This is a genomic window from Kistimonas ophiarachnellae (assembly GCF_057552235.1).
The window spans coordinates 95,265-119,759 of record NZ_BAAJPA010000004.1; the positions used below are offsets into that span (position 1 = coordinate 95,265).

Consider the following 24,495-nt stretch of genomic DNA (forward strand, 5'->3'; position numbering starts at 1 on the left):
AAAGGGGGGCGACGTTCTGTGGCTCTTGCTTTCAGTCAGTTAAGGGGCCTGTAAGGCTTTAAGGATCTAACTTATTGAACGACTCAAGACATGCCTTGACCCTCGGAGAAAGTTCATAGACTTTTTCAACCTGAAGATGTTCAGGTTGATATCCCTTAAACGCTAGCCAGCCTGGGGAACGATTCTCCGGTGAACACCAGTCTATAGCTGAATCGGCAGTGAGCTCAACGATATAGGATGGTTTATCACTCCGCTTTGCTGCAAACCAGACAGGGGCATTCAAGGGATCAATATCGGTATAAAAGCCAATGGGCATGCCACTGCCCCGAGCATCGAATTTTGCTGGATTTGATCCATGGATTCTGACCTCTGGCTCGCAGATGATGTAGTTCTGTGTTCCATGGTAAATTTTTCCATCCCAGGCGCCGGGGCGGAACCCGGAAAGGTGATGAGGGGTGACGGCTTCTCTCAAGGTGAGCCCCGGCTTTTCTGTGATTCGGAGTTGCTGGAAACCATAACGGTGCAACATGTTCCGGTTTAGGATAAAGGGTTGCTGATCCAGACGATCAACGGTAACCAGTCGTTTTTCTGTCGTGGGCGTATGGGTAGGTATGCTTAGGTGATAGCTCCGGTAACGTATCTTGTCTTCACGGTAGGAGTGATAGGCAAATGGTTTCAGGTCATTGCCAGTCATCGATTGTTTGGCGTGGTGTGCAATCTTAGCTAACTGCAATAGCTTCGTGGACAGGGGAGCATAAAAGTCATAAGCAGGACGAAACCCATTATTTTCGCGAGACATCATCCATCGACTGTCGTTGAGGCTGAGCCAGGTTTCCGCGATATCCATGAAAATAAGTATTTTGTCGATTGGCTTTTGTGATGAATCGAAGACGCTTTCGAGTTCTTCAATCAGGTCATCGATGTGTTCAGACCATTGCAATTGTCTAATAAGTTCTCGGTAGCAGGCTGTCGGTGATGTTTCAGTTAATCGTTCTATGAAGGCTGGCCACTTTTTAGAAAAGGCTTTCAGGTCTTTAAATATCTTATCCAGTGAGAGTTCAACCATATCATTCAATTTCGTGTTTTCGGGATAGATTCTGGCAGGTAACTGTTCGGGTGAATCAAGGCGGAACGTGGGTAATACAGGTATAACGTTCGTTTTTTTCTGGCTGGATAACGGTTCATCTTGCGTCCATGCCATGTTGTCATGAATAGCCAGAAAGCCTGCTGTGCGAATAATCTTCTGGTAAAGACCGTTTGAATGGGCTGCCATCCATGTCAGCTGTTGTTGCATGGCATTTTCGGCAAATTCAAAGTCGCTTTTCAGTGGCAGTGAATAGTTTGCAGACAGTACATTCCGTTGGAATGATGAACTCTGCGGACAGTTACTGAAATCAATACGGCATGGATACTGCTGGTCTCCTTGTTGATGTATCACGTCAAGGATCGCGCCTATCAGTGTTGCCATATCAGGACAAACTTCGTTTATCTGGGTTATGGGTTTTTTCATGGCGTACTGATACAGGTTTAGTCGGGAGACATCAAATGATGACCTGACACGCATAACCTCCAGGCAGTCACAATCGTGAAGGATATGGGTAAAAAAAGATTTGCCGGTTTCCTTGTTAAGAATGGCGTCTTTACAGGCTGAGACAACTTCCGGACTGTACCCCAGCTCCCTCAGGGTTGACTCACACTGCAGGGCACTTTGTTGCTCCCATTCCGGTTTGTCGTGATAATCTCCCATCCTGCCGGAATCGTGAAGCAGGGCCGTAATCATCAGGGCGCGTAACGTATCCTCATTGATGAGACTGGCCTCGGGATGCTGCAAATCTCGATAACAGGAGAGAAGGGCAGGAACCCAGAGGGCTGCTCGGACACTGTGCATGACGCCATGAATCGGGCTAGGTATGTCACCAGGCGCCAATCTCTGGCCTTTGAAAGATCTAAGCAGGTATTTGTTGATCAGAGCCTGAAATGTGTTGGCAAATTCACTCGCTGTCTGTGACGGTAGGGCAGTTGCAGTGAAAACCGGGGTATTGGTTAGGCGTTGACCTGAACGTAGCCCAGCCGTAGGTGCGATATCCACGGGATTGTCTGAAGGCGTAAGTAATGGTGTTGACGGTTTTCCTGTCGTTGATGCTGTAATTAGCTTCATTTTGCGTGGCCTTTGTTCCATGATACTCATTAGACAGCTGTGACCGACCGGAGGTTCCGTAACATAGGGGTAGACTGTCGTTGAACAGACAGAAGACTGACAGGTTTATGGCCTATCGGACTAAGTACCCGGCCATAAATAATCTGCTATTTATGCAAATGGTAATATGCACCAAAGTACTTCCCTTATTTGTATATGCTGTGACCTGACAGCTATCAGGAAGTTCCAGCGAGATGAAATTCATTCAGTCTGTTTCTGACGTTGAAAGAGCCAGCCTTAATGAACTGTACAGAAACCATCCAAAGCACCACATCAGATCAAAGTCGCCAGCGGGTTATCTGGATTAATATCCTGACGGTAAACAGTCAATAACGGCGCATGACTGAATGCGCCGTTATCGTTTGTGTTTAAGTCGCATTTCAAGAGGAAGATTCAGAGTCCTTGAATTTCGCTTTCTTGGAGGTGGTAGGCTCTTCGATAGCGGATGTCTCAGCAGGCCTTTTTCCTTCGGACGTGCTGGAGGAACATTCTAAACGGTCTGAGAATGTATGAAGAAACCGTAATTCACTTTCAAGTTTTACCCTTGTTGCTTCATGATCCATAAATTCCCGGTTTCTCTCTGGCTCTTTGCTTAGAAGGTCTTTAAGAGTGGAAAATTGCTCTTCTAATGTTTTTAGTTCAGAACAGGTAGAGCTTATTAATTCCTGCTGATCGGTTGAAGAGGTTGGCTGGCCTTTAGGAAGTGTGTCAAAACGTTCTCGCAATCTAATCAGTGATTGATGGAAAGACTCGGACTGTTGGGTTATCTCCTCATATTGTTTTTCTCTTCCTGTTCTTATTTCTGTAAAACCGATTTTTATTATCTTTTCCACAGTGTTTTCTTCTTTTTTATCAAGCTTCTCTTTGAGGTTTTCATCGGATGAAATATCCTGAAACAGTACATCTCTAAATGCTCTATGTTCAGAGAATAATGATGTTAATGATTCAGGTATCGTATCGATTTTAGCTTTTGGAAGTGCACGCTGGCATTGCAATATTATTGCCCGTTCGGCCTTGTTTAGTTTTCTTTTTTTCATTCGTTTGGTTTGCTCTTCACTGCGTTCTTGTCTACGTGAAATGCTGCTCAATGAAGATGAAGACAAGAGGGAGGTTTGTTCTTCACTGGAAGAGTCTGTTTCAGTATGCGCAGTCGACTGTTTTTTTTTGACATCAGGGTTGGCGGCCACGTCTCTATGACCCACTCGCGCTCCCGCTAATTCAGTGATATCTGGCGATACTGAACGGCTGGAACTGTTTGATACATTACCTGTTTCACCTGCTTTCATAAATTGACCTCACAATCTGATAAAAACCCATTTTTTAAATGGGTTAGTTTTGTGTATGAATAATCAGCAACGATATCACTGGCTAATCTTTGCTTAAGTGACAAAGGTGAAAGATTTGATAACACTTTTTAAAGTTAGAGAATGTTTTCTATCGTTATGCAATCCTGTTTCTATATAGGGAAAATCTTGATTTTTTATTATCTATAAGAAATTTTGTTATTACGATTCAATGAACCTTGACTGAATTTTTTTATCTACTGGTAAGCGACTTATTTATTTGTCAGCAGGAAAGTTATGGATAATAAAGCCTTCCCCATAGGTGTATCTCGCGCTGGTGTTTTGCCTGATGTCAGGACGTCTGATCAACAAGAATCCGAATTTGCTTTGAAAAAAGTGTCTGTTGAAGAGGTGCCAGGCTCAACAACTAAAATGGATACTGTAGAAGAACCGTCTATTGGCCATAAGCCTCTTGGCGCTGTAGAAAGACATAAGCCTGATATTCGCAGTTTGGGTGAAGTGACTCCCCCTGAAGATCAGGTTGGGTTTGATTATTTAACACTCAGAGATTGGCTTTTAAAAAGATTGACCGATGAACAAATTAATGATTTAAGTACTGCTAAGTTATGTGGGTTTGCTAAAAAGGCGAATCAATATTTAACATACATTTCTGATAAAATTGCTTATGTGATAAAGAACGAAAGTAAGGTTTACCCTGAGATGTATAAAGAAACAATAATAAAAAAAATGAAGAATGTTCATAGTGAGAGCTATCCGGTTCTAAAAGAACGTTTTGAAAGCTGCAGGGAAGTATTCAATGTATCTGAAAAAATAAAGATGGAACGATTTGCCACATTAACAGCTCATGACAAGACGTTTCGAATATGTACGACAAGTAAAAATATGGTTGAAGAATTAATCCTCAGCTGGAGGGTTTTGATTCAATATATGGATCAATGTCGTACCTTCATGCCATCGCCATCAACGTTGGTCTCTGGTCTGCCAGCGCCGATATTGCCTGCAGAGGTAGTGTTTGACGGTGGGGTAACAGTCAAGGATGTACATAAGAAAATGTGGGAATGTGCACAGGGTTTAAAGCGTTGCTGGGAGGGGTTGAAGTCTGATAGGGATAGCGGGAAAATCCCGGGAGTTATCAGGACGAATAGGGAGCACATTGTCAAACTTCCCCTTGATACCACCATATTGCCTTCAAGCATTAACATCATAAAGGAGGGTTTTATAGGGTTATCAGAGAGAGAAGCGCTTGAGGGAATCAGCTATGTCACTGTAGAAAAGCTAGACTCCGAGAAAACAACGGTTGGTCAGGCTGTTTATGGGAAAGAGACTTTCAAACAACTGTCAGAAGCCGTGGCATATATTAAAAAAATGGAAAAAGAGAAAGGCATAAAAACGTTGAGAGGCCGTCAGACTCGGCTTGCAGCAGCTTTGAGTCCCAAAAAACAAGTTCATGAAAGCGAAGAGCCGCAGTCGAAAAGGTATTTGGAATATCAGCCTGTTTCAAAGGAATTACTGAAGAATGTTAATGAGCAGGGACTGAAGGAGGTTGAAGAAGTCATTAATGTTCTCAGCAAAATGGCAAAGCAAAAAGGTAATCTGGATAAAAACACAGAAGATCAACAAGAGACGCTTAAATTCCGATTTACAGAGTTAAAGACATCCGTCGACAGGTGGTATACAGAGATACCTTCCTTCCAGACTCTTTTTGATACGATTCACAAGAAGAGCTTTTTAACACTCAGTTCGATCGCTCAAGCGTTGTCACCACGTAGTGCCCGGCGGCGGATTAAAACGGAAAGTGAGCTACCTTCTCAAAGTCCGCGGACACCATCACCCTCTTCCCGGCGATACAGCTCTTTACCGGCAGGTATGAAACTATCGTACAAATCATTATTAGTTCAAGCGTTGACACCGCGTAGTGTCCGGCGGCGGATTAAAACGGAAAGTGACCTGCCGCCTCAAAATCCGCGGCCACCCTCTCCCCTGCAATGCCGCTCTCTACCTGCAGGTGATCTCTCTGAATTTAGGCGGTCCATGGGCTTTCCGGAAGAAGAAACACAGCAACCAGCATCATCATCCAGTGAGCACAGTATTTCACATTCACCGACAGAGCTTTCTGCAGATGTGTCCAGCGACACAGTGGTCAGGCCGAGAGTGGTATAACCTGCTTTAACCTGCCGTCAGGATTCATGCTGTTTCCATTAAATTCAGTCATGGTCTGTATTGTGTGAAAGCCCTGGCGGTTCATAGCCGTACGCTGGACAACCCGTCATTCCGGAGTAGACTCCCTCCCGTCAAAGGTTCTGTCACAATGTCTAACCGGGTAAGGGGAAAAACCATGAGTATCAAAAAGACGGTTTCGATCGCATTGGTTGCGATAGTGGCGCTAATGGTTCTGGTGGTTATGATCACCCTCCGGAACCTGGATGGTATTGTCAAAGACGTGATTGAGACGACGGGCTCAAAGATTACCGGAACACCCGTCACGCTGGACAGCGTCAAGATCACCCTCCGTGATGGTCGTGGGGAACTCCATAAACTGGCTATTGCCAATCCGAAAGACTTTGAAAGCCCCTACATTTTCAGCATGAATGAGATTGCCCTGCAGGTGAGCCCCAAGTCCCTGTCGGGTCCGGTGGTGGTTATCAATGAGATCCTGGTGGATGGCATGGATATCACCGCAGAACAGAAAGGCGCAACCACGAATATTCAGAGCCTGCTGAAGGATATTAAGGAACGCAGCGCCAGGAAGCCTGCCGGTGAAGAAGAAAAGCCCGCTGAGCCTGCCAAGAAAGAAGAAGGTGCTGACATTCGCCTGATGGTGGAAAACCTCAGCTTTACCAATGCCAGGCTGAACCTGATGACAGAAGACAAGGGTGACCATACCCTGAAGATGCCCAATATCGTCATGACCAACCTGGGTGACAAGCAGACGGGTTTGACGCCGGATGAACTGAGCGAAGTGATTCTTAACCGCTTGCTGGCAAAAACCGAGAGAGTGGTCGCAGATCACCTGAAGGACATTGCGCGGAAAAAACTGGAAGAAGAGTTATCCAAAAAACTGTCTGATAAAGACAAGGAAAACCTGAACAAACTGAAGTCTTTATTCCAGTAAGCAGAATATTCCCCCTCAGACAGGCTGGGGGGGATTATTTCATGTAAAGAGCAAACCTCTCGCCTGTTTTTCTCAAGGCGCCCTGCCTCCCGTCATTCCGCTTGATAAGTATCAATAGATTGCCCTGCTTCCGGTGGTGCTCACTTGATAACTATCAACACCGCATCATTCGCTTTATATACCATCGTCCTAATTAACTTCTTGTCGTTTATTGCGGTTCTGGACAGGTGTCGTCGATGAAGCGTGATTGTGGCTCTGCAAAGCGTCCGGTGGATACGTCCCGGGACGATGTCCTGATGATTGGCCTGGATTTTGGTACCACGACCTCCAGCGCCATGGTGGCCAGGGCCAGAATCGGTCTGCACTGTGCGACCGGGCGGATGGGATTTGGCAACCCGGAAGTGGTCTATCGCTCGGAGCCGGTTTTCACACCTTACGACAATGAACGTATCTGCGAAGCCGCCATCGATAAGCTGCTGGACGGTTGGCTAAGCACCAGCGGCATTTCCCCCGAACAGTTGTTTTCTGGTGGTGTCATGATCACCGGACTGGCCGCCCAGCATCATAACGCGACAGTAATTGCTGCCCGGGTACGGGCACGCTTTGGCGATATTATCGTGGCAACGGCGGATGATCCGGCACTGGAATCCTGGCTGGCATTCATGGGCGGTGCGTCAGTGCTGTCCCGCTACCATCATGGTACCCCGATCATTAACCTGGACATTGGCGGTGGAACCACCAATCCGGCACTGGGTCGTGATGGTCAGGTGTTGTCGACCGGTTGCAGTTTTATTGGCGCCCGTCACTTCCGGTTTGAGCCGGGTACCTGGCGGGTGACCGGTATATCCTGTTTTGGTGAGCAACTGCTTGATGCCCTTGGATTAACGCTGGCGACAGGCGATATATTGTCTGTGCCTGCCCGTGAGCAGATTCTGGATTTCTATATTGCCGGGCTGGTGGCGACAGTCACCGGGGATCGTCGTTTGTTTGAGACCACGGCAGGACGGCAGCATGAGCAGGTGCGGTTTGATCCGCAAGGTCATACCGACGCCGTCATCACCTATTCCGGTGGTATTGGCGAATTGCTTTATCGCCATGTGGCGGGAGAACCCTGGCCTGAAACCACCTGTTTCGGAGACCTTGGCGTTGATCTCGCGCGCCGGATTGCCGACCATCCGTTGCTTGCCCGATCTCTCCACACCCATATTCCGGAAAACAGGGGCAGGGCAACTGTCTATGGCCTGACCCTGCACAGCACGGAAATCTCCGGCACCACCCTGTTCCTGTCCAATCAAGCTGAGCTGCCTTTGCAGGATTTACCCATCGTTGCCCGATTGTCACTGCAGGACAGTGTTGAACGTCTTGGAAAGGCGCTGGAGCTGGCCCGTAAATGCAGCCACGGCGCCTGCCTGCAGGTGTTACCGACAGACACCGGGGCAACACCCTCACTGGATATGATCAAGACCTTCGGTGGCCGAATGGCGACGGCTCTTGAATCCGGCGGTTTTCCTGGCGACCTGCCCCTGGTGCTGCTGGTGCCAAACGACTGCGGTAAGGCAATGGGCAACTACGCCAGCCGTTGGCGGACGCTGGCGGTACGACTGACCGTGATCGACGAAGTGCCGGATCGTACGGCATCGTTTGTGAACGTCGGTGCGCCGCAACATCACATTATCCCGGTTTCTTTTTACGGTATGCAGTGAGTGTCGCCGGTGTCGGCACCGCTTCCATACCTTCAGTACCCACTCTGTTCCGAGGAATGATTTCATGGGTCCGAAACTGACGCCCCTGAACCAGATTGTTGTGCCTGATCCCAAGCCTGACGAAAGCTACCGCATTCAGATGCTGGACCGTGAGTACACCTTTGTTGGCCTGAAAGTCCTGCTGGGCGCTGCCGACCTGGAAAAATCCGGTGACCGTAATGCCGGGCTGGCAGCGAAGACCGAAGTTGAGCGGGAGGCCGCCCGGGCCATTTTGTCAGACCTGACCCTGCAACACATTTACGATCGTCCGCTGACCGACAGCAAAGGCGCTGTGGATTCTGTGATGCGGGTTAACTACGACATCGACCAGGCGATTTTCCGTGATATCGCCACGATGACCGTGGGAGAGTTGAAAGATCACCTGCTGGCGTCGGATGCCGCTGAAGTCTGCCGGCTCGGTTTCGGGATGACCGGTGTGATGGTAGCCGCAGTAACCAAGATCATGGACGTCCATGACCTGGTGTTTGCGACGCGCAAAATCCGTCGTCCAACCAGGGCCCGTACCCGCATCGGTATGCCCAATACCCTGAGTTCCCGGATTCAGCCCAACCATCCGACCGATGACCTGACTGCGATTACAGCACAGCTTTATATTGGTCTGTCCATGGGCAACGGTGACCTGATGTTTGGTCTCAACCCGGCCCAGGATACGGTGGAAAATATCAGTGCCTGTCTGCATCAGTTTGATAAGGTGCGTCGGGAGACCGGGGCGCCGACCCAGATCTGTGTACTGTCCCACATCAAGACCCAGCTGCAATGCCTGGAGCAGGGCGCACCGGTTGAAATACTGTTCCAGTCACTGGCGGGTACTGATGCCACATTGACGGAAGAGTTCGAAGTCACCGTGGATCTTTTGGACAACGCCTGTCGCACCATGCTGGAGAAGGGTCCGCTTCTGAAGGACGGCGCCACGCACCAGCTCTATTTTGAAACCGGCCAGGGCTCAGAGTTCAGTTATAACAAGCATAACGGCATCGACATGGCCACTACCGAGGCGCTGACCTACGGACTTTGCCGACGCTACAACCCCTGTATGGTCAACAACGTGACCGGGTTTATCGGGCCGGAAACGCATGCTACTAACCATGAGTGCATTTACTCCAGCCTGCAGGATCACTTCATGGGCAAGCTGATCGGCCTGCCCATGGGTATGGCGCCGTGCTACACCCTGCATGCGGATATCACCATGGAAGGTCAGCAGATAGCGACCTCCCTGCTGGCCGCGGCCGGTGCGAACTATTACATGGACGTTTACCTGGGTGCAGACCGCATGCTGGCTTATTTTGATACCAGCGGTCACGATGACCAGACCCTGAAGGAACTGTACAACTACCGTCCGACACCGGAATTCTACGAGTGGTGTCTGGCGAAAGGTATCTACCGTGAAGATGAAAGCGGTTGGATAACCCGGGGTGAGAACTGGGGTAACCCACGCATGTTCTGCCGTTCGGATGAGGAATTCCAGGCTCTGATGGAATCCGTTCCGCAGAACTATGGTCAGGAAAAGTCCAGTGCGACCATGCCGACAGCCGGGCCGCGTATGAAGAATGCCGTTGCGCGTCAGCTGCGCGGCAATATGGCCGTAGCGCGGGAAGCCGCACGCTCTCTGTTGCGGTTGGATGAATTTGATCCGGCCACGTTCCGTCGTATGGATTCCCTGGCGACCTCCCTTGAACAGCACCACAATGATCCGGAAAGCGGCGCCCGGCTGACCCCGGAATCCCTGCAGCAACTGGCCGGGGAAAGTAACGATATTCAGATCGTGGTTACCGATGGTTTGTCCGCCGAGGCGGTGCATCACAGTGTGCCTGAGATGCTGCCGGTACTGGAAGATGGTTTGCGGGCGCATGGGTATCGTCTGGGTAAAACAATTGTCGTACCCCATGGTCGGGTGAAACTCGGGGAAACCGTCGCAGACGCGGTGGGTGCCAAACTGGTTATCCTGCTGCTCGGTGAACGCCCCGGGGGCGATGCCCGGTCTTCACGGTCCATGTCTGCCTATATGGTGTACCGCCTCCATGATGAAAGCATTCGTGCCGAGGCCATCCGTTATTCCGGTGACAGCGCCATTGCGTTTGAAAATACGGTGGTGACCAATATCTATCATGGCGGTATCCCACCGGTTGAGGCGGGTGCGCTGGTGGCTGAGCGGTCGCATCAAATCCTGAGCCACAAGGCTGCGGGTAACCGTCTGAACAGCCTGCTGGGGACGGGGGTTGCAAAAGAAAACCGGGCTCCGGTTGATAGGCCGGTAACTGCTGAAACGCCGGTTGTCGTTGAAACGTCTGGGTACACGAAAGACTTTGGTCGTCAGCGGCTTATCTGTGAAACTGACATGAAACGGGTTCTGGCGGATGCGGTGAAGGAAATCCGGGTATCACGGCGTGCGATCCTGACGCCCATGACGCGGGACCTGTTGAAGCAGCACAATATTGCTGTCGTGTTCAACGATCCGGTCTATTGATTGGTGATCCATGGTTTAACCTTAAGCAAGCCCCTCGTTTGAGGGGCTTGTTGTATCTAAACAGGATTAACCGGCACTCAGGACAATCTTTCCAACCGCTTTACGGTCTTCAAGATGGCGATGGGCATCCGCCACATCCCAGAGGGTGAAGGGTGTCGGGTCAACCAGTGGCTTGATGATACCGTCGTCTACCAACCGTGCGATCTCTTCCATGATTCGGCCATGGGCCGGACGGTTGATGCCGTGGAACAGCGGAATCAGCATCAGGATGCCGTGGAGGCTCAGGCTTTTCAGTACCACGGGTAACGTGTCGTCTACAGGCAGGGTGGTGGCGACTTCACCTTTGAAGCGCACTGCTTCAAAGCTGCGCTGGATATTGGCGCCAGCGACGGTATCAAACACCTTGTCGAAGCCCTGGCCATCGGTGTACTGCCGGACATAATCAGCAACCGGTGTATCCACACTGTTCACAACATGATCTGCATTCAACTGCCTGGCTTTCTCGAGGTTGCGAGGCGTCGTAGTGGTCGTCACGGTTGCGCCAAAATGTTTGGCCAGCTGGATGGCAATATGGCCGACACCACCGGTAGCGCCGTGTATCAACAGGTTGTCGCCTTTCTGGATTTTCAGCTTGTCGTGCAGGGCTTCCCAGGCGGTCAAGGCTACCAGGGGCAGTGCGGCGGATTCTTCCATGGTCAGGCTTTGGGGCTTGTGCGCCATGAGATCCGCATCGACCAGCATGTATTCCGCCAGCGCACCTTCCTGACCGGCAATGCCGCCGGCGCAACCATAGACTTCATCGCCGACCTTGAACCGTGTAACGCCTTCACCGACTTCCCTGACAATACCGGCGACATCGCCATGAAGAATTTCGGGCCGGTTGGCAGACCACGGGGTCTCGACAGAGCGAAGCAGGGTGTCGATCGGGTTGACGCTGGTGGCTCTGACCTCAATGACCATATGCCCCGCCTTGACGACAGGCATGGGTTTTTCGGCTTGTTCGAAGACATCAGCAGCGCCTAACTGGCGGACGATCATGGCTTTCATCAGGTGATTCTCATCCTGGTCAGAAACGATAAACGCAGTCTAGAGGGCGTGTTATCTGCCAACAAGACGGCTCACGACAAAGGATTTTTGCGTTATGCGCAAAGGTGGCATAAGTTGCCGTCCACAGGCTTTGGGTAAATCGGAAACTGACAGAAACGACTCATGATGACACGTCTTATGTACTTTAATGCGGTCGTGGAAACCGGCAGTTTCTCGGAAGCCGGACGGATGCTTGATGTGCAGCCGTCATCCGTTTCACGACAGGTGACTGTGCTTGAGAAAGAGCTGGGTATTGCTCTCCTTAACCGCACGACACGGAGTATTGGTCTGACTGAGGCGGGGCGTCAGTATTACGGATATTCCCGTCGTATATTGCAGGAGTTGGAGGAAGCACGTCAGGCGGTGCATGCCCTGTCGGATACGCCCAGCGGCAGGCTGCGGCTCAGCATGACGGTGGGTTTCGGGGAAAGTGTGGTGCTGCCGCTGATCCCTGCTTTCATGGCGCGTTACCCGGATATCACCGTGGATATTGAGTTAACCGAACGGGTGGTCGACCTGGTGGACGAGAATATTGATGTTGCCTTACGCAGTGGGCAGCTGCCGGATTCCAGCCTGGTAGCGACAAAGGTGGCTGACAATGACTTCCTGCTTTGCGCCACGCCTGCCTACCTGGCGAAACAGGGTCAGCTGTTGTCACCTGCGGATCTGGCCGCATTCAACTGTATTCGGTACGGCTATGCCGGTTGGCGGGAATGGTTTTTGCTGGATACGCTGCCTGCCCGGCTGACCATTCATGGTGCGCTCACCGTCAACACGGTACAGGGACAGAAGCAGCTGGTGTTGAACCATGCGGGTATCGCGCTGATACCACGCTGGGCCGTCGCCGGTGAGCTGTCTCGTGGCGAGTTACAGGCGGTTTTGCCGGAACACCGGTTCAGTCCCCAGGCGTCTTTGAGTGCTACCTATGCGATCTATCTGAACCGGAAACTGGTGCCAGCCAAAGTGCGGGCGTTTCTGGATTTTCTCCGGGAGTCACTCACCTGACGATAAGCCAGCTTTGGCTTTACGCCGTTCTGCTCATACTATGTTCAGTAGAACAAGGCAGTATGGCCAATGCTGTTTCCTGCAGACTCACAACGAAAGGGAATGAATACGGGCTGATGAATAATGCGCATTCTCGCCAGGGACACCTGCTCGCCTTTGCCGGTGCCCTCTGTCTGACACCTGATGGTGTATTGGTGCGTCTGGCCGGTGTGGACGACTGGAGCCTGGTTTTCTGGCGCGGAGTGATGATTGCCCTGGCCTTGTTCCTGATCATGGCGGTCCGTTACCGTTCCCGGGTGATTCAGCACTGCGTGCCGGCCAGTTCCCGTGCATGGTTGGGGTCTGTTTTGTTTGCCGCCAGCAGCATGACCTTTGTCATGGGGGTGATTCATACGACCATTGCCAATGCGCTGGTCATTCTGAGCACCACGCCGCTGTTTGCGGCGCTGTATGGTCGCCTGTTCCTGGGGGAAACAACGGCCCGGCGCACCTGGGTTGCCATGGCGCTGGCGGTGGTCGGGATTGCCGTGGTGTTTGCCGGTGACCTGCAGGGCGGCGGATGGCTGGGAAACCTGTTCGCCCTTGCCTGCGCCTGCCTGACCGCTGCACATATCACCGTGATTCGCAGTGCCAGTGGCGAGCTGAATGTGATGTCAGTCTATGGTTGGGGAGGTGTTCTGGTGGCTATCGCCTGCCTGTTGATTGTCCCTTCCCTGACGTTGAGCCTTAAGTCATTGCTGGTTCTGGCCGTGATGGGGCTGTTATCCGGCCTGGCGTTTTTGATGCTGGGGGAGGGGGCAAGGCGTGTGCCCGCACCGGAAGTCACCCTGATGATGCTGCTTGAACCTGTGATCGGCCCTGTGTGGGCGTTTTGGGTGTTGGGAGAGATACCTTCAGACATCACCGTCATGGGTGGCGTGATCGTAGTGACGACGCTGGTCGCTCATTCGCTTTACAGTCTTTACCGGCCGAAAACCGGGTAATGGACGGGTATTGCCTGTGGAATACCCGTCCATTACCGTTACAGGGCGTTGCGGAAAATCTGTTCGATATCCGCCTGTGTGCCCTGGCGCGGGTTGGTCAGCGCGCAGGCATCCTTGAGGGCATTGGCTGCCATCAGCGGAATATCGGCTTCACTGACGTTCAATGCCGTCAGGCTGGTGGGAATATTGACCTTCAGCAACAGGCGGCAAACTTCCTCAATACCCATCACACTCGCTTCACGGGCCTTCTTGCCATGTACCCGGCAACCCAGGAAGTAGGCGACGTCAGACAGGCGGTTGGCCGCTGTTTCCATGTTATAGGCCATGACATACGGCAACAGCACTGCATTGCAGATACCGTGAGGCAGGCCGTATTTGCCGCCCAGCTGGTGGGCCATGGCGTGCACGTAGCCGAGGCCTGCATTGTTGAACGCCATGCCAGCCATGAACTGGGCATAGGCCATCTGTTCCCGGGCCTCTTCATCCTGGCCGTTTTCCACCGCGCGCGGCAGGTATTTCACGATCAGTTCCATCGCCTTGCTGGCGACGGCATCGGTCAGCGGTGTGGCCTGGGTCGAGACGTAGGCTTCAATGGCGTGGGTCAGCGCGTCCATGCCGGTGGCGGCGGTGAGGCTGGCTGGCATACCCAGCATCAGCTTCGGATCGTTGATGGAAATGGCAGGCGTGACGTTCTGGTCAACAATCGCCATTTTCACGTGGGTCTGTTCATTGGTGATGATGCAGAACCGGGTCATCTCGGAAGCGGTGCCGGCCGTGGTGTTGATGGCTACCAGTGGCAGTGACGGACTGTGGGAACGGTCAATCCCCACGTAATCGCTGATATCGCCGCCGTTGGTGGCCAGCAACGCGATGGCCTTGGCGCAGTCATGGGGTGAACCGCCGCCCAGGGAAATAACGAAGTCGCAGCGATTCTTGCGCAGCAGGCCCAGGCCGGACTGCACGTTGGCGACCGACGGGTTCGGGCAGGTGCCGTCGTAGATCACCGCATCAATACCGTGCTGGAACAGCATATCGGTCACGATGGTGGCCACGCCGACCTTGCACAGCATCGCGTCGGTGACGACCAGCGCCTTGCTGCAATCCATGGCCTTGATCTTGCCGATGGCGCGTTCCAGGCAGCCGCTACCCAGCAGGTTGATGGTCGGCATGATGAAATCGTGACCCGCGTGCTGGTCGCTGGGGCTCGGACCCGCCTCGGACAGTGCCGGCGGCTCCTTCGGCTGGGGTTTGCCGTGGTGGATGGTGATGTCGGCGAGGCGGGCCTTGTCGATGGCGCCGGGCGTCAGGATGTAGCCGGGCTCCACGTAGAGGGTGCCTTCGGTACAGAATTTCTCCAGGTTATCCGGGGTGATCAGTTTTTTGGTCAAAACACGTGTCCATCGTAATGGATGATATTGCCCGTAAAATTATCAACGGATGTGGAAGGGGCAATTGACCATTGTCAAAAGTGTGGAAGGCAATCGCCTGTCAGGTGGGCAGGTGTTGTTACCGGTCAAGTTATTGAAAAAATCACAAGGGCAGATTCACGGCTATTCTTCTCCGGTGCCCGTGTTCTGTTCCTGATCTGCTGGAGTCCCTGGTGTCTGATACTGCTTATATGGCTGAGGCGATTGATTTTGCCTGAACGAACCCTGTCTGGCGCTATTTGAACAGGCGCATCAGTACCAGGAAATGTTGGCAATGAAACGGCCCGGCAAGACGCTTTCCATGAATCCTGCCGACTTCCGGGAGATTGTGACACTCCAGGGCACCTGTGACTGACAGGCGTTCAGGTTCATGCCGTCACGGATACTGACAGCGGTGTTCTATCTGCAGACTATCAGGCAACCTTATAATGGAGCGATCCATTCAAAAATTCGCCTTTGATGTCCCTGCAGTTATGCCACTATACAACGATGATAATGTACAGGATCCCGATACGCTGGATTGCCCGTTAATGGGGATTGCAGTGGATGCTGGGCCCCATGAATCTGCTGCTCACCAGCATCGTAAAGCCCAGTTGCTTTATGCAGTGGAAGGCAGCATGACGATTACCATGGACGATACGTTATGCATCCTGTCACCGAATCGTGCTGCCTGGTTACCACCGGGGATTGTGCACAGCACCCGGACACAGGGATTTCATTATCGCAGCCTCTATTTCGATACCCGCTATTTTAGAGCGTTGCCGCAGAGCCAATGCCTGTTGAATGTGACGCCCCTGCTACGGGAATTGATCTTGCGTGCCTGTGAATGGCAGCCGGGCTATCCTGTGAATGGCGCGGAGATGAGGCTCGCAGAGGTGCTTCTCGACGAGTTGTTCAGCGCGGTACGATCTGACCTGATGCTGCCGTTGCCGACCGATCGGCGACTTCGTGCCATTACGGATTATTTGTTATTTCACCCAGCCGATCCCAGGACGTTAACAGCACTTGCTGCAGAAGCCGGTGCCAGTGGGAGAACGGTGAGCCGATTGTTTCGACAGGAAACGGGCATGAGTTTCAGCCATTGGAGGCAACAGCTAAAGTTGCTCCAGGCAATGGAACATTTGGTGAGAGGGCTTCCGGTATCAGACGTCAGCACATTGCTGGGGTTTGCCAGTGACAGTGCGTTTATTGCCATGTTCAGGGGGCTGACGGGTATTTCGCCCGGACAATATGTGAAAAGAATGGGTAACCCGTAGTGACAGCATATGGATATTTAGTCGGTTAAAAGCAATACCGGCATTTGAATCTGATGATTCAGTGATTGGGTGAATGGTTAATCCGCAAGACGCTGAGCATACTGAGTTTGTTCGTAAATTCAGAGGGTTGGTAAGCGGGTGATAATGCCTCCATTGTGCACATGTAGGTAAACGCTGCTGTCGGAATGATCTCAAAGCTTGAGAACAGTAAGCCCAGTCCCCCACCGAGTGCTGCGCTACCCGCTATTAATAGAAGCAACGCATCTCCAGCAATAAAAACCGGTTGCCCATCAAGAGAGCATAAAACCAATGAAACTATGACCAGAAGGGGAAGTAATATGGCGCCACTTAAAGCCACAACAGGCGTGGCTATTACGGAAACCGGGAGTGAGCCTGTGGCAGCTAAAGCTGCAACGATATGATGCCACCATAGTGGCGTGTCGGGCGTGGTTGGTTGTATTACCTGCTGAGTATTAAGAGGTTTGTTTACCTCGACAGATTTAATCGTGGACAGCTTTTCTTGATTGTTAATGAAATCCGTTATTGGCCTTTGATGTGAGAGGGAATTCTGTGTGGCGGGTGACATTTTATCCTCTGATTATCCTTTGAATAACGGTGTATCCATACTGACAGTATGTCATCCCGAAAATTGCACCGATGCAGTGTATAAATCATGACAACGTTGTTCGTATTTATAACTTCACATCCTGTGCTCATCAGGTGTTCACGGTGAATGTTAGCCACTTAAGCAGTGGAAAATGACCCGCTTTGGTTGAGAGAAAGCCGGTCATTTTACTGGATGACCGGCAACATTCGCTTAGTGGGTTGACGATAAGCGGTATGAAATAGCTAACAACCGTGCAATATTTTTGGCGCTGCGCCGAATATTATTGGCGCCATCATTGAGTATGTTACTCAATGAATCCAGGTGTGGGATGACCGGGAAGAGCGCATCGATACCTTCTGAATGAATGCGCTCGTGTCCATCACCCAGGCAGCCAGCGATGGCAATGACGGGCAACCCTGCGGCCTTTGCCAGGCGTGAAACACCGACCGGTGTTTTGCCGCAAACCGTCTGGCCATCAATACGCCCTTCCCCGGTAATGACCAGGTCTGCCCCCTGCAACTGGCCGACAAGATCGACAGCCTCCATCACAATCTCAATGCCGGGCTGGAGGCTGGTATTGAGAAACGCCAGCAGGGCGGCGCCCATACCGCCTGCTGCGCCTGCGCCGGGTACCAAACCTACGGACTTGCCCAGCTGGCATTGCAGTAACTGGTCATAATGCATCAATGCGCGATCCAGCAGTGCAACCTGTTCTTGGGTGGCGCCCTTCTGTGGGCCAAAGATATGGGATGCCCCGTTAGGGCCGGTCAGTGGATTATTAACGTCACAGGCCACACGACAATTAACGTCAGCCAGCCGTGGATCCAGGTTGCTGGTATCAATCTGATCCAGCGACAGCAGTCCGGCACCGCCGGGTGGAACGGGCTGACCCGCCTTGTCCAGAAACCGGACGCCTAATGCCTGCATCATGCCGACGCCGCCATCGTTGGTGGCACTGCCGCCAATGCCGATAATCAGTTGCCTGGCGCCCAGGTCCAGGGCCTTGCTGATCAACTCACCGGTGCCATAGGTGGTGGTGTGCAGGGGATTGCGTTTGTCCGGTGGCACCAGCGCCAGCCCCGAGGCTTCGGCCATTTCGATCACGACCGTTTCGCCATCGCCCAGCAGTCCCAGTGAGGCAGCGACAGGCTCACCTGACGGGCCGGTCACGGTGTATTGCAATAACTGACCGCCGGTGGCGTCCACCAGTGAGCGGGCCGTGCCTTCACCGCCGTCGGCAACCGGCACCTTGACGCATTCGGCATCCGGCATCACCGAGAGAATGCCTTCTTCAATGGCTTGGGCCACTTCCAGTGCGGACAGGCATTCCTTGAAAGAGTCAGGCGCGATAACAATTTTCATGGTGTCAGGATATGTTCAGCGTGTTCATGAGCAGCCCGCAAGGTTAAGCCTGCGGGCTGACAGGACGGGTAACGTTGCGGCAGAGTTTACAGCAGTACCAGGCTCATCAGGTAAACCACGATGATGCCAGATACGCCCTGTACCAGTGTTGCCATGGTCTGGGCACGGTAAGCCGTGGTGACAGACATGTTACTGAACTGGGACACCACCCAGAAGAAACTGTCGTTGGCGTGGGAAACCGTCATGGCGCCAGCGCCGATAGCCAGTACAGTCAGCGCGCGACCCATTTCAGAGGCAAGGCCGATGTCACCCAGCATGGGGGCGACCAGTGCGGAGGTTGTTACCAGGGCTACAGTGGAAGAACCCTGCGCAGTCTTCAGTGCTGCCGCAACGATAAAGGGCATGAAAATACCAATACCCAGGCTGGACAGGGTTTCCCCCAGATAGCTGCCGATCTCCGTGGTAGCCAGCACTTTGCCGAAAGCACCACCGGCGCCGGTAATCAGCAGAATCGGTGCGCAGGCCAGGATGCCTTTGCCAATCAGGTCGGTGAACTGCTCCATTCGCTTGTCACCGCGGATCAGGGTGATAGCCAGACCCAGGCCGATCATCAATGCATTGAGCGGTGTGCCTAAAAAGACAAACAGTTTCAGCGCCAGGCCTTCACCAAAAGGATGGCTGGGGTAATTGGCGATAGAACCCAGGCAGATCAGCAGAATGGGTACGAGAATCGGTGCAAATGCCTTGGTGGGGGAGGGTAATTCACCGTACTGCGCGCGAAGCGTTTCGTAGTCCTGATCTGCATCGTCATCTTCACCGCAGGTCAGCTTGTCAGAGACGTGGTTGGCCCAGAACAAACCCGCTACAGCGGTAAACGCGGCGACAATCAGGCCGAGGCCGATGACCAGGCCAAGGTTGTCGGCCAGTCCCAGGTTACCGGCAGCGGCAATGGGGCCGGGCGTCGGTGGAACAAAAGTGTGTGTCGCGTAGAGGCCGGTCGCGAGTGCGACACTCATGGCAACGGCGGAAGCGCCAAGCCGCTTGCACAGTGAACGCTTGAGTGAGCTCAGGATGACATAGCCGGAATCACAGAACACCGGAATCGACACCAGGTAGCCGATGATGGACATGGTGAGATTCGGAAACCGCTGTCCCAGCAACCGGATGATGGTGTCCGCCATGGTGATGGCCGCACCGGTCTTTTCGAGGATGGTGCCGATCAGGGTACCCAGGATAATCACGATACCGATGGAGCCGAGAATGCCGCCAAAGCCGGCACTGATAGTGGATGCCACCTGGTCAAGCGGCAGTCCGGCCAGGAATGCGGTGGCGAAAGCGGCCAGCAACAGGGTGATGAACGGATGCAGTTTAAAGCGTGATGTGGCCAGCACAACAAAGGTGACCACGGCCAACAGGACCAGTACCAGGTACATGTTTCAATCGCTCACGGTTCGTAAAGGAGGTTGTGGGAATGTGTTTCACTCTGTGCGAAATGTGATTGCAAGCGTTTGAACGAACAATGATATGAATCAGGTTTTTGTTAAGGTTGTGTGCTTTTGCAGGAAAAAATTCCGTCAGGGGTTGCCTGAAAGCAAGCCTTCAGGCGATGTAGGCTTTGGTCAGTAAATGCTTGCAGGTACCGGTTTCGGCGAACTCGTGGATATTGGCGAGCGTGGTTTCGGCAATAGCGGTGAGGGCTTCCCGGGTGAAAAAGCCCTGGTGACCGGTGATCAACACATTGGGAAACGACTGAAGTCGTTGGATGGTATCGTCCTGGATGATCTGTTCGGACAGGTCTTCGAAAAACAGGTCGCCTTCCTGTTCATAAACATCAATGCCCAGGTAACCCAGGTGTTCCGCTTTCAGTGAACGGATGGCGGCCTGGGTATCAATCAAAGCGCCACGGCTGGTATTGATCAGCATGGCGCCGGGTTTCATGGACTCCAGCGCTTCGGCATCAATCAGGTGGAAGGTGCTGTCTGTGAGGGGGCAGTGCAGGCTGATGATGTCTGAATAGTTATAGAGTTCGTGCAGCGGTACGGTCTTGATACCTGCCGCTTTAACGAGGGCTTCGTCAGGAAAGGGATCATAGGCGATGACGTTCATGCCGAATCCCTGCAGCAGTTTGGCCGTTGCCAGCCCGATGCGACCCAGCCCGACGACACCGGCAGTCTTTCCGGCCATATTGAAACCCAGCAGACCATTCAGGGAGAAATTGCTTTCCCGGATCCGGTTCCAGGCTTTATGGGTTTTCCGGTTCAACGTCAGGATCAACGCCAGGGTGTATTCCGCCACGGCTTCCGGCGAGTAGGCCGGTACCCGCGCGACTTTGATACCCAGTTTATCTGCGAGACTCAGGTCAACATTGTTGAAGCCGGCGCAGCGCAGGGCAATAAGGCGAATGCCGGCATCGGCCATGGTTTCCAGCACGGGCTGGTCGAGAATGTCGTTGACGAATACGCATACGGCATCGTGCCCGCGTACCAGTTCACGGGTTTCCTCATTCAGGCGGATCTTGAAATAGTCGAGCTGGAACGCGTACGGCTGATTGGCGCGGTTCAGGTATTCACGGTCATAGGGCTTGGTGCCAAAGACTGCGATATGCATGGGAAGAACCCTCTGCCTGATCAGGGATATTCGACTAATAGTAGCTCACTGTCGTTGAGCAGGTTACATAAACGCCAGGGGGGAGTTGTCGTCGAACCGATCTTCGCTTTGTAGTTTTCCATCCCCAGTGAAATAAGGGTATTCCATATATCGGGCGGTTTTTTGTGCGACGTCGTGACCGTACAGCTTGGCCACCATATAAAGGCTCATATCAATACCGGCGCTGATACCGGCCGAGGTCACGATCCTGCCATTGTCGACGAAACGCTGGTCGTGTATCAGGCGGGTGGAAGGGGAGAGTTCGGCCAGTGTATCAAACACTTCATGATGGGTGGTCGCTGGCATGTCATTGAGTAGCCCGGCACCTGCCAGCAGCAATGCGCCTGAACAGACTGACAATACATGTTCAGCATTAGCGCTGACTTGCTGTATCCAGTTTATCGTTTCCGGTTGTTGTAATACCGCACGGGTTCCATCTCCACCGGGAATAATGACGATATCGGCCTGAGGCATTGCACCCAGCGGAACATCCGGATTAACGGACAGACCATTTCTGGCAGTGACCGGATCGGTTGTCAGAGCGATAGTACGGAGGGTGAACAGGCAATCCTGATTCAACTCGTTGGTGACGGAAAACACTTCGAAGGGACCGGCGAAATCCATGACTTCGACATCATCAAACAGCAGTAGGGCAATCGTCTTTTTATTCATCATTATGAATGCCGTCTTAATCATGCGGTAAACCGGAGTTCAGTATGGGGATCGGTGAGCTGTATGGCAATGCTTCATCTATCATGGCAGGGTTAGTTGAAACCCTGTTTGAAATCCAACGATGGTTAAGCGCTGATGAAACTGTGGATGACTGTAGCTGGTGTGCTTCTGCTGGTAATTCTCTACTTGGTGGTCTGGCCCGTGCCGGTGGCTCCCGTAGCCTGGCAGGCGCCGGATAATCACGGCTATACCGGTGATTTCGCCGCGAACAGCGAACTGGCTTCATTGGAGACACTCGCCGTTGATGGACGCGATGGCCCGGAAGACCTGGCCATGGATCAGCAGGGGCGGATTTATGCCGGGGTAAAGGATGGGACAATTCTTCGGATTACCCCCGGCGATAAGGTTGAACGTTGGGCTGAAACCGGCGGGCGTCCCCTGGGTCTGGGTTTTGATTCACTGGGCAATTTGCTGGTGGCTGACGCCTACCGGGGGCTTTTATCCTTTGATCCGTCGGGACGGAAAAACGTGCTGGTAGACCAGGTGGATGGCCAGCCGCTGGTCTACGCCAATGCCGTCGATGAAGGGCCGGATGGCACGCTCTATTTTTCAGAGTCCTCCACTAAATTCGGGGCAGAAGCCTCAGGTGGCACTTATGAAGCAAGTCTGCTGGATCTCATGGAGCATGGCGGCCATGGACGCCTGCTGGCGTTTGATCCTGGAACCGGCAAGACGCGCGAACTCATGAATGGGCTGAACTTTGCCAATGGCGTGGCGGTCAGTCATGACGGGCGCTCGGTACTGGTCAATGAAACCGGTGGTTATCGGGTACTTCGTTACTGGCTGGAAGGGGAGAAGGCTGGCACGGTTGATGTCGTTATCGATAACCTGCCCGGATTCCCCGATAACCTGTCCAAAGGGCAGGATGGACGCTACTGGATCGGGCTGGCGTCACCCAGAAGCGCTGCACTGGACAAACTGTCAGACAAGCCGTTTCTGCGTACTGTGGCACAGCGTCTTCCACCGGCAATGAGGCCTAAGGCACAACGTTATGGGCATATCGTCGCCTTTGATGACAACGGCCATATTGTTAAAAACCTCCAGGATGACCAGGGACAGTTTGCTTTTACCACCGGCGTGCTGGAAACGGATGAATACCTCTATCTCTCCAGTTTGATGGAGCAGCAGATAGGCCGTGTCAGGAAAGTGCAGCCTGATTGATGGTTATTGTCAGCCTTGATGACAAGACTGCCCAGTATTAGTGGAAAAATAGGGATGCAATGAATAGAAAGTAGCGGCCCGGCGGTCTATCCCTATTATCAGGTATGGATGATTAGATGATGTACAGAACGCGCTCTGCTCTAATACGGCCGCTTCGCACAAGAAATCAGCATGTTCGGGCGCAGGAACAACGTAAAACGTCAGGTTTGCGTTCGATCAGAAAAAAGACGACAGACTCTCGCCGTTTGCAAAAAAACGGCACTGGTGCAAAGAAAGCGCTTGTTCGGGTACTGAAGCATCGATGTGTCTTAACGGAGAATGTGTCCAATCATTCTCCACTCATGCCTTTACGAAAAACCAGGCATTCAGATGTATCACGTGTGGACTACAACCTGCTGGGAAAAGTGGGCATCAAGGAGCAGGAAATGCAGCATTCATTGGTTATTAACAAGATGCATCCATTGATTAGTCTTTCTGAAGCTGCCAGAAAACAGTACGAAAATTCGACCCGAAAAAGTGGTTATTCTGCTCTCAGATTTAAGCCCGATACAGTCTTTGTAAGACAAAAAAAACCTGCGCCTTATTTGGGCACACAATTTCTCAGTCCGGATTTGCAGGGTAATGGGAATAAAATGAAAAAGGAGGACAAGAATCGGCAGGCCGCGGAAATCAATGCTGTTTGGCAGCAGATTGATGATTATCTTGAGTTTGCAACAAGACCGGATGGAAATCCGATATATCAGCGAGTAACGGTAAAACCCGTCAAACAAACAAGATCAATACCCAAAAATCATCCACTGCGCAATAAATTACATTTGGGCGGTTATGCAACGCAAATGACGCCAAGAGGAACACTTGTGAGTCATTACGGTGGCACATTGGACTTTTATGATAACAATGAAAGAAACGCCAGGCTGAGAAACAGTTATTGCATTGGGCAGGCTGATTGTGATCTCTATACATCAGGAAAAAGACAACACGTTAAGACCGGTGGCCGTACGAATGGGCATAACATACTGGTGTCTTCTTGCGATGAAAATCGGAAATGGGTTGGGAATGCCGGCGGGCGTATTAATGATCCGCAAGGTACGAAAGATTGTGCCAATGTTGCAGTTCAATGGGTAAAGGTTTTTGCGAAGGATAAGCCGGAACTTCCCGTGGATATGCCCTTTTTGATTACGACAGAAGATGTCTGGGCGGGACAACAGTTTTATCTTAAGTATGGGAACAATTTTTTCACAAAATCCTTTGCCTGTGCCGAATGTAAACAACAATCGTTTCGAACCATAGAGCCAGCCCCTGGTCTCGGGGCTGATCTCGAAACGCCCCTTCAGGTTTGTAGCAAATGCGGAGAGTTCATACACATTGCGGTTGGTATTGAAACCTGATT

General features: G+C 52.2%; 18 protein-coding genes. 9 read left to right on the plus strand and 9 right to left on the minus strand.

All coding sequences use genetic code 11. From position 1 onward, the window contains the following. Nucleotides 1-58 precede the first annotated feature (58 nt). Both AC27K1_RS06055 and AC27K1_RS06060 read right to left on the minus strand, forming a co-directional pair. Nucleotides 59-2,188, minus strand: a complete 2,130-nt coding sequence (locus tag AC27K1_RS06055) for a SidE phosphodiesterase domain-containing protein (protein WP_487149079.1) — start codon at nucleotides 2,186-2,188, stop codon at nucleotides 59-61. Between the two features lie 389 nt (nucleotides 2,189-2,577). Further along, nucleotides 2,578-3,483, minus strand: a complete 906-nt coding sequence (locus AC27K1_RS06060; protein WP_487149080.1) for a hypothetical protein — start codon at nucleotides 3,481-3,483, stop codon at nucleotides 2,578-2,580. A gap of 294 nt (nucleotides 3,484-3,777) precedes the next feature. Between AC27K1_RS06060 and AC27K1_RS06065 the strand changes: the two genes are divergently transcribed. From AC27K1_RS06065 to eutB, 4 genes are all read left to right on the plus strand, one after another. Beyond that, complete coding sequence (locus AC27K1_RS06065; protein ID WP_487149082.1) at nucleotides 3,778-5,661, plus strand: hypothetical protein; 1,884 nt, start codon at nucleotides 3,778-3,780, stop codon at nucleotides 5,659-5,661. Nucleotides 5,662-5,836: 175 nt separating this feature from the next. Continuing rightward, nucleotides 5,837-6,613 (plus strand): DUF748 domain-containing protein, encoded by a 777-nt coding sequence (locus AC27K1_RS06070; protein WP_487149084.1) that lies wholly within the window; start codon nucleotides 5,837-5,839, stop codon nucleotides 6,611-6,613. A gap of 236 nt (nucleotides 6,614-6,849) precedes the next feature. Continuing rightward, entirely contained in the window at nucleotides 6,850-8,316 is a 1,467-nt protein-coding gene (locus AC27K1_RS06075; RefSeq protein ID WP_487149085.1) for an ethanolamine ammonia-lyase reactivating factor EutA, read from the plus strand. A 64-nt stretch (nucleotides 8,317-8,380) separates the two neighbouring features. Beyond that, nucleotides 8,381-10,840: an ethanolamine ammonia-lyase subunit EutB gene (gene eutB, locus AC27K1_RS06080; protein ID WP_487149087.1), complete on the plus strand. Its 2,460-nt coding sequence runs from the start codon at nucleotides 8,381-8,383 to the stop codon at nucleotides 10,838-10,840. A 66-nt stretch (nucleotides 10,841-10,906) separates the two neighbouring features. On the opposite strand, the gene AC27K1_RS06085 is transcribed toward eutB, so the two are convergent. Then, entirely contained in the window at nucleotides 10,907-11,887 is a 981-nt protein-coding gene (locus AC27K1_RS06085) for a zinc-dependent alcohol dehydrogenase family protein (protein ID WP_487149088.1), read from the minus strand. Nucleotides 11,888-12,049: 162 nt separating this feature from the next. Here AC27K1_RS06085 and AC27K1_RS06090 point away from each other — a divergent pair, with 162 nt between their 5' ends. Together AC27K1_RS06090 and AC27K1_RS06095 are read left to right on the plus strand one after the other, a co-directional pair. After that, complete coding sequence (locus tag AC27K1_RS06090) at nucleotides 12,050-12,931, plus strand: LysR family transcriptional regulator (protein ID WP_487149090.1); 882 nt, start codon at nucleotides 12,050-12,052, stop codon at nucleotides 12,929-12,931. Between the two features lie 116 nt (nucleotides 12,932-13,047). After that, nucleotides 13,048-13,914 carry a DMT family transporter gene (locus AC27K1_RS06095; RefSeq protein ID WP_487149091.1) on the plus strand — a complete coding sequence of 289 codons (867 nt, stop codon included), beginning with the start codon at nucleotides 13,048-13,050 and terminating at the stop codon, nucleotides 13,912-13,914. Nucleotides 13,915-13,952: 38 nt separating this feature from the next. On the opposite strand, the gene AC27K1_RS06100 is transcribed toward AC27K1_RS06095, so the two are convergent. Further along, entirely contained in the window at nucleotides 13,953-15,302 is a 1,350-nt protein-coding gene (locus AC27K1_RS06100; protein ID WP_487149092.1) for an iron-containing alcohol dehydrogenase, read from the minus strand. Nucleotides 15,303-15,769: 467 nt separating this feature from the next. On the opposite strand from AC27K1_RS06100, the gene AC27K1_RS06105 reads away from it, so the two are divergent. Next, a complete protein-coding gene (locus AC27K1_RS06105; protein WP_487149094.1) occupies nucleotides 15,770-16,597 on the plus strand; it encodes an AraC family transcriptional regulator in 828 nt (275 codons plus the stop codon). Nucleotides 16,598-16,655: 58 nt separating this feature from the next. Here the strand turns inward: AC27K1_RS06105 and AC27K1_RS06110 are convergent, their stop codons facing one another. The 5 genes from AC27K1_RS06110 to AC27K1_RS06130 form a co-directional block, all read right to left on the minus strand. Continuing rightward, nucleotides 16,656-17,183, minus strand: a complete 528-nt coding sequence (locus AC27K1_RS06110) for a hypothetical protein (RefSeq protein ID WP_487149096.1) — start codon at nucleotides 17,181-17,183, stop codon at nucleotides 16,656-16,658. A gap of 231 nt (nucleotides 17,184-17,414) precedes the next feature. After that, nucleotides 17,415-18,566 (minus strand): glycerate kinase family protein, encoded by a 1,152-nt coding sequence (locus AC27K1_RS06115; protein WP_487149098.1) that lies wholly within the window; start codon nucleotides 18,564-18,566, stop codon nucleotides 17,415-17,417. An 86-nt stretch (nucleotides 18,567-18,652) separates the two neighbouring features. Beyond that, complete coding sequence (locus AC27K1_RS06120) at nucleotides 18,653-19,999, minus strand: GntP family permease (protein WP_487149099.1); 1,347 nt, start codon at nucleotides 19,997-19,999, stop codon at nucleotides 18,653-18,655. A 166-nt stretch (nucleotides 20,000-20,165) separates the two neighbouring features. After that, nucleotides 20,166-21,173 (minus strand): 2-hydroxyacid dehydrogenase, encoded by a 1,008-nt coding sequence (locus AC27K1_RS06125; protein ID WP_487149100.1) that lies wholly within the window; start codon nucleotides 21,171-21,173, stop codon nucleotides 20,166-20,168. Between the two features lie 63 nt (nucleotides 21,174-21,236). Beyond that, complete coding sequence (locus tag AC27K1_RS06130) at nucleotides 21,237-21,887, minus strand: DJ-1/PfpI family protein (protein WP_487149102.1); 651 nt, start codon at nucleotides 21,885-21,887, stop codon at nucleotides 21,237-21,239. A 132-nt stretch (nucleotides 21,888-22,019) separates the two neighbouring features. Here AC27K1_RS06130 and AC27K1_RS06135 point away from each other — a divergent pair, with 132 nt between their 5' ends. Further along, the gene (locus AC27K1_RS06135) at nucleotides 22,020-23,105 is read left to right on the plus strand and encodes an SMP-30/gluconolactonase/LRE family protein (protein ID WP_487149104.1); all 1,086 of its coding nucleotides are present in this window, start codon (nucleotides 22,020-22,022) and stop codon (nucleotides 23,103-23,105) included. Between the two features lie 116 nt (nucleotides 23,106-23,221). Beyond that, nucleotides 23,222-24,493, plus strand: a complete 1,272-nt coding sequence (locus tag AC27K1_RS06140) for a hypothetical protein (protein WP_487149106.1) — start codon at nucleotides 23,222-23,224, stop codon at nucleotides 24,491-24,493. The last annotated feature ends 2 nt before the right edge of the window (nucleotides 24,494-24,495 follow it).

Bases quoted from the DNA above. Each gene is read 5' to 3' on its own strand.
- AC27K1_RS06055 (WP_487149079.1), bottom strand. From the start codon at position 2,188: ATGAGTATCATGGAACAAAGGCCACGCAAAATGAAGCTAATTACAGCA.
- AC27K1_RS06060 (WP_487149080.1), bottom strand. From the start codon at position 3,483: ATGAAAGCAGGTGAAACAGGTAATGTATCAAACAGTTCCAGCCGTTCA.
- AC27K1_RS06065 (WP_487149082.1), top strand. From the start codon at position 3,778: ATGGATAATAAAGCCTTCCCCATAGGTGTATCTCGCGCTGGTGTTTTG.
- AC27K1_RS06070 (WP_487149084.1), top strand. From the start codon at position 5,837: ATGAGTATCAAAAAGACGGTTTCGATCGCATTGGTTGCGATAGTGGCG.
- AC27K1_RS06075 (WP_487149085.1), top strand. From the start codon at position 6,850: ATGAAGCGTGATTGTGGCTCTGCAAAGCGTCCGGTGGATACGTCCCGG.
- eutB (WP_487149087.1), top strand. From the start codon at position 8,381: ATGGGTCCGAAACTGACGCCCCTGAACCAGATTGTTGTGCCTGATCCC.
- AC27K1_RS06085 (WP_487149088.1), bottom strand. From the start codon at position 11,887: ATGAAAGCCATGATCGTCCGCCAGTTAGGCGCTGCTGATGTCTTCGAA.
- AC27K1_RS06090 (WP_487149090.1), top strand. From the start codon at position 12,050: ATGATGACACGTCTTATGTACTTTAATGCGGTCGTGGAAACCGGCAGT.
- AC27K1_RS06095 (WP_487149091.1), top strand. From the start codon at position 13,048: ATGAATAATGCGCATTCTCGCCAGGGACACCTGCTCGCCTTTGCCGGT.
- AC27K1_RS06105 (WP_487149094.1), top strand. From the start codon at position 15,770: ATGGAGCGATCCATTCAAAAATTCGCCTTTGATGTCCCTGCAGTTATG.
- AC27K1_RS06110 (WP_487149096.1), bottom strand. From the start codon at position 17,183: ATGTCACCCGCCACACAGAATTCCCTCTCACATCAAAGGCCAATAACG.
- AC27K1_RS06115 (WP_487149098.1), bottom strand. From the start codon at position 18,566: ATGAAAATTGTTATCGCGCCTGACTCTTTCAAGGAATGCCTGTCCGCA.
- AC27K1_RS06120 (WP_487149099.1), bottom strand. From the start codon at position 19,999: ATGTACCTGGTACTGGTCCTGTTGGCCGTGGTCACCTTTGTTGTGCTG.
- AC27K1_RS06125 (WP_487149100.1), bottom strand. From the start codon at position 21,173: ATGCATATCGCAGTCTTTGGCACCAAGCCCTATGACCGTGAATACCTG.
- AC27K1_RS06130 (WP_487149102.1), bottom strand. From the start codon at position 21,887: ATGATGAATAAAAAGACGATTGCCCTACTGCTGTTTGATGATGTCGAA.
- AC27K1_RS06135 (WP_487149104.1), top strand. From the start codon at position 22,020: ATGAAACTGTGGATGACTGTAGCTGGTGTGCTTCTGCTGGTAATTCTC.
- AC27K1_RS06140 (WP_487149106.1), top strand. From the start codon at position 23,222: ATGATGTACAGAACGCGCTCTGCTCTAATACGGCCGCTTCGCACAAGA.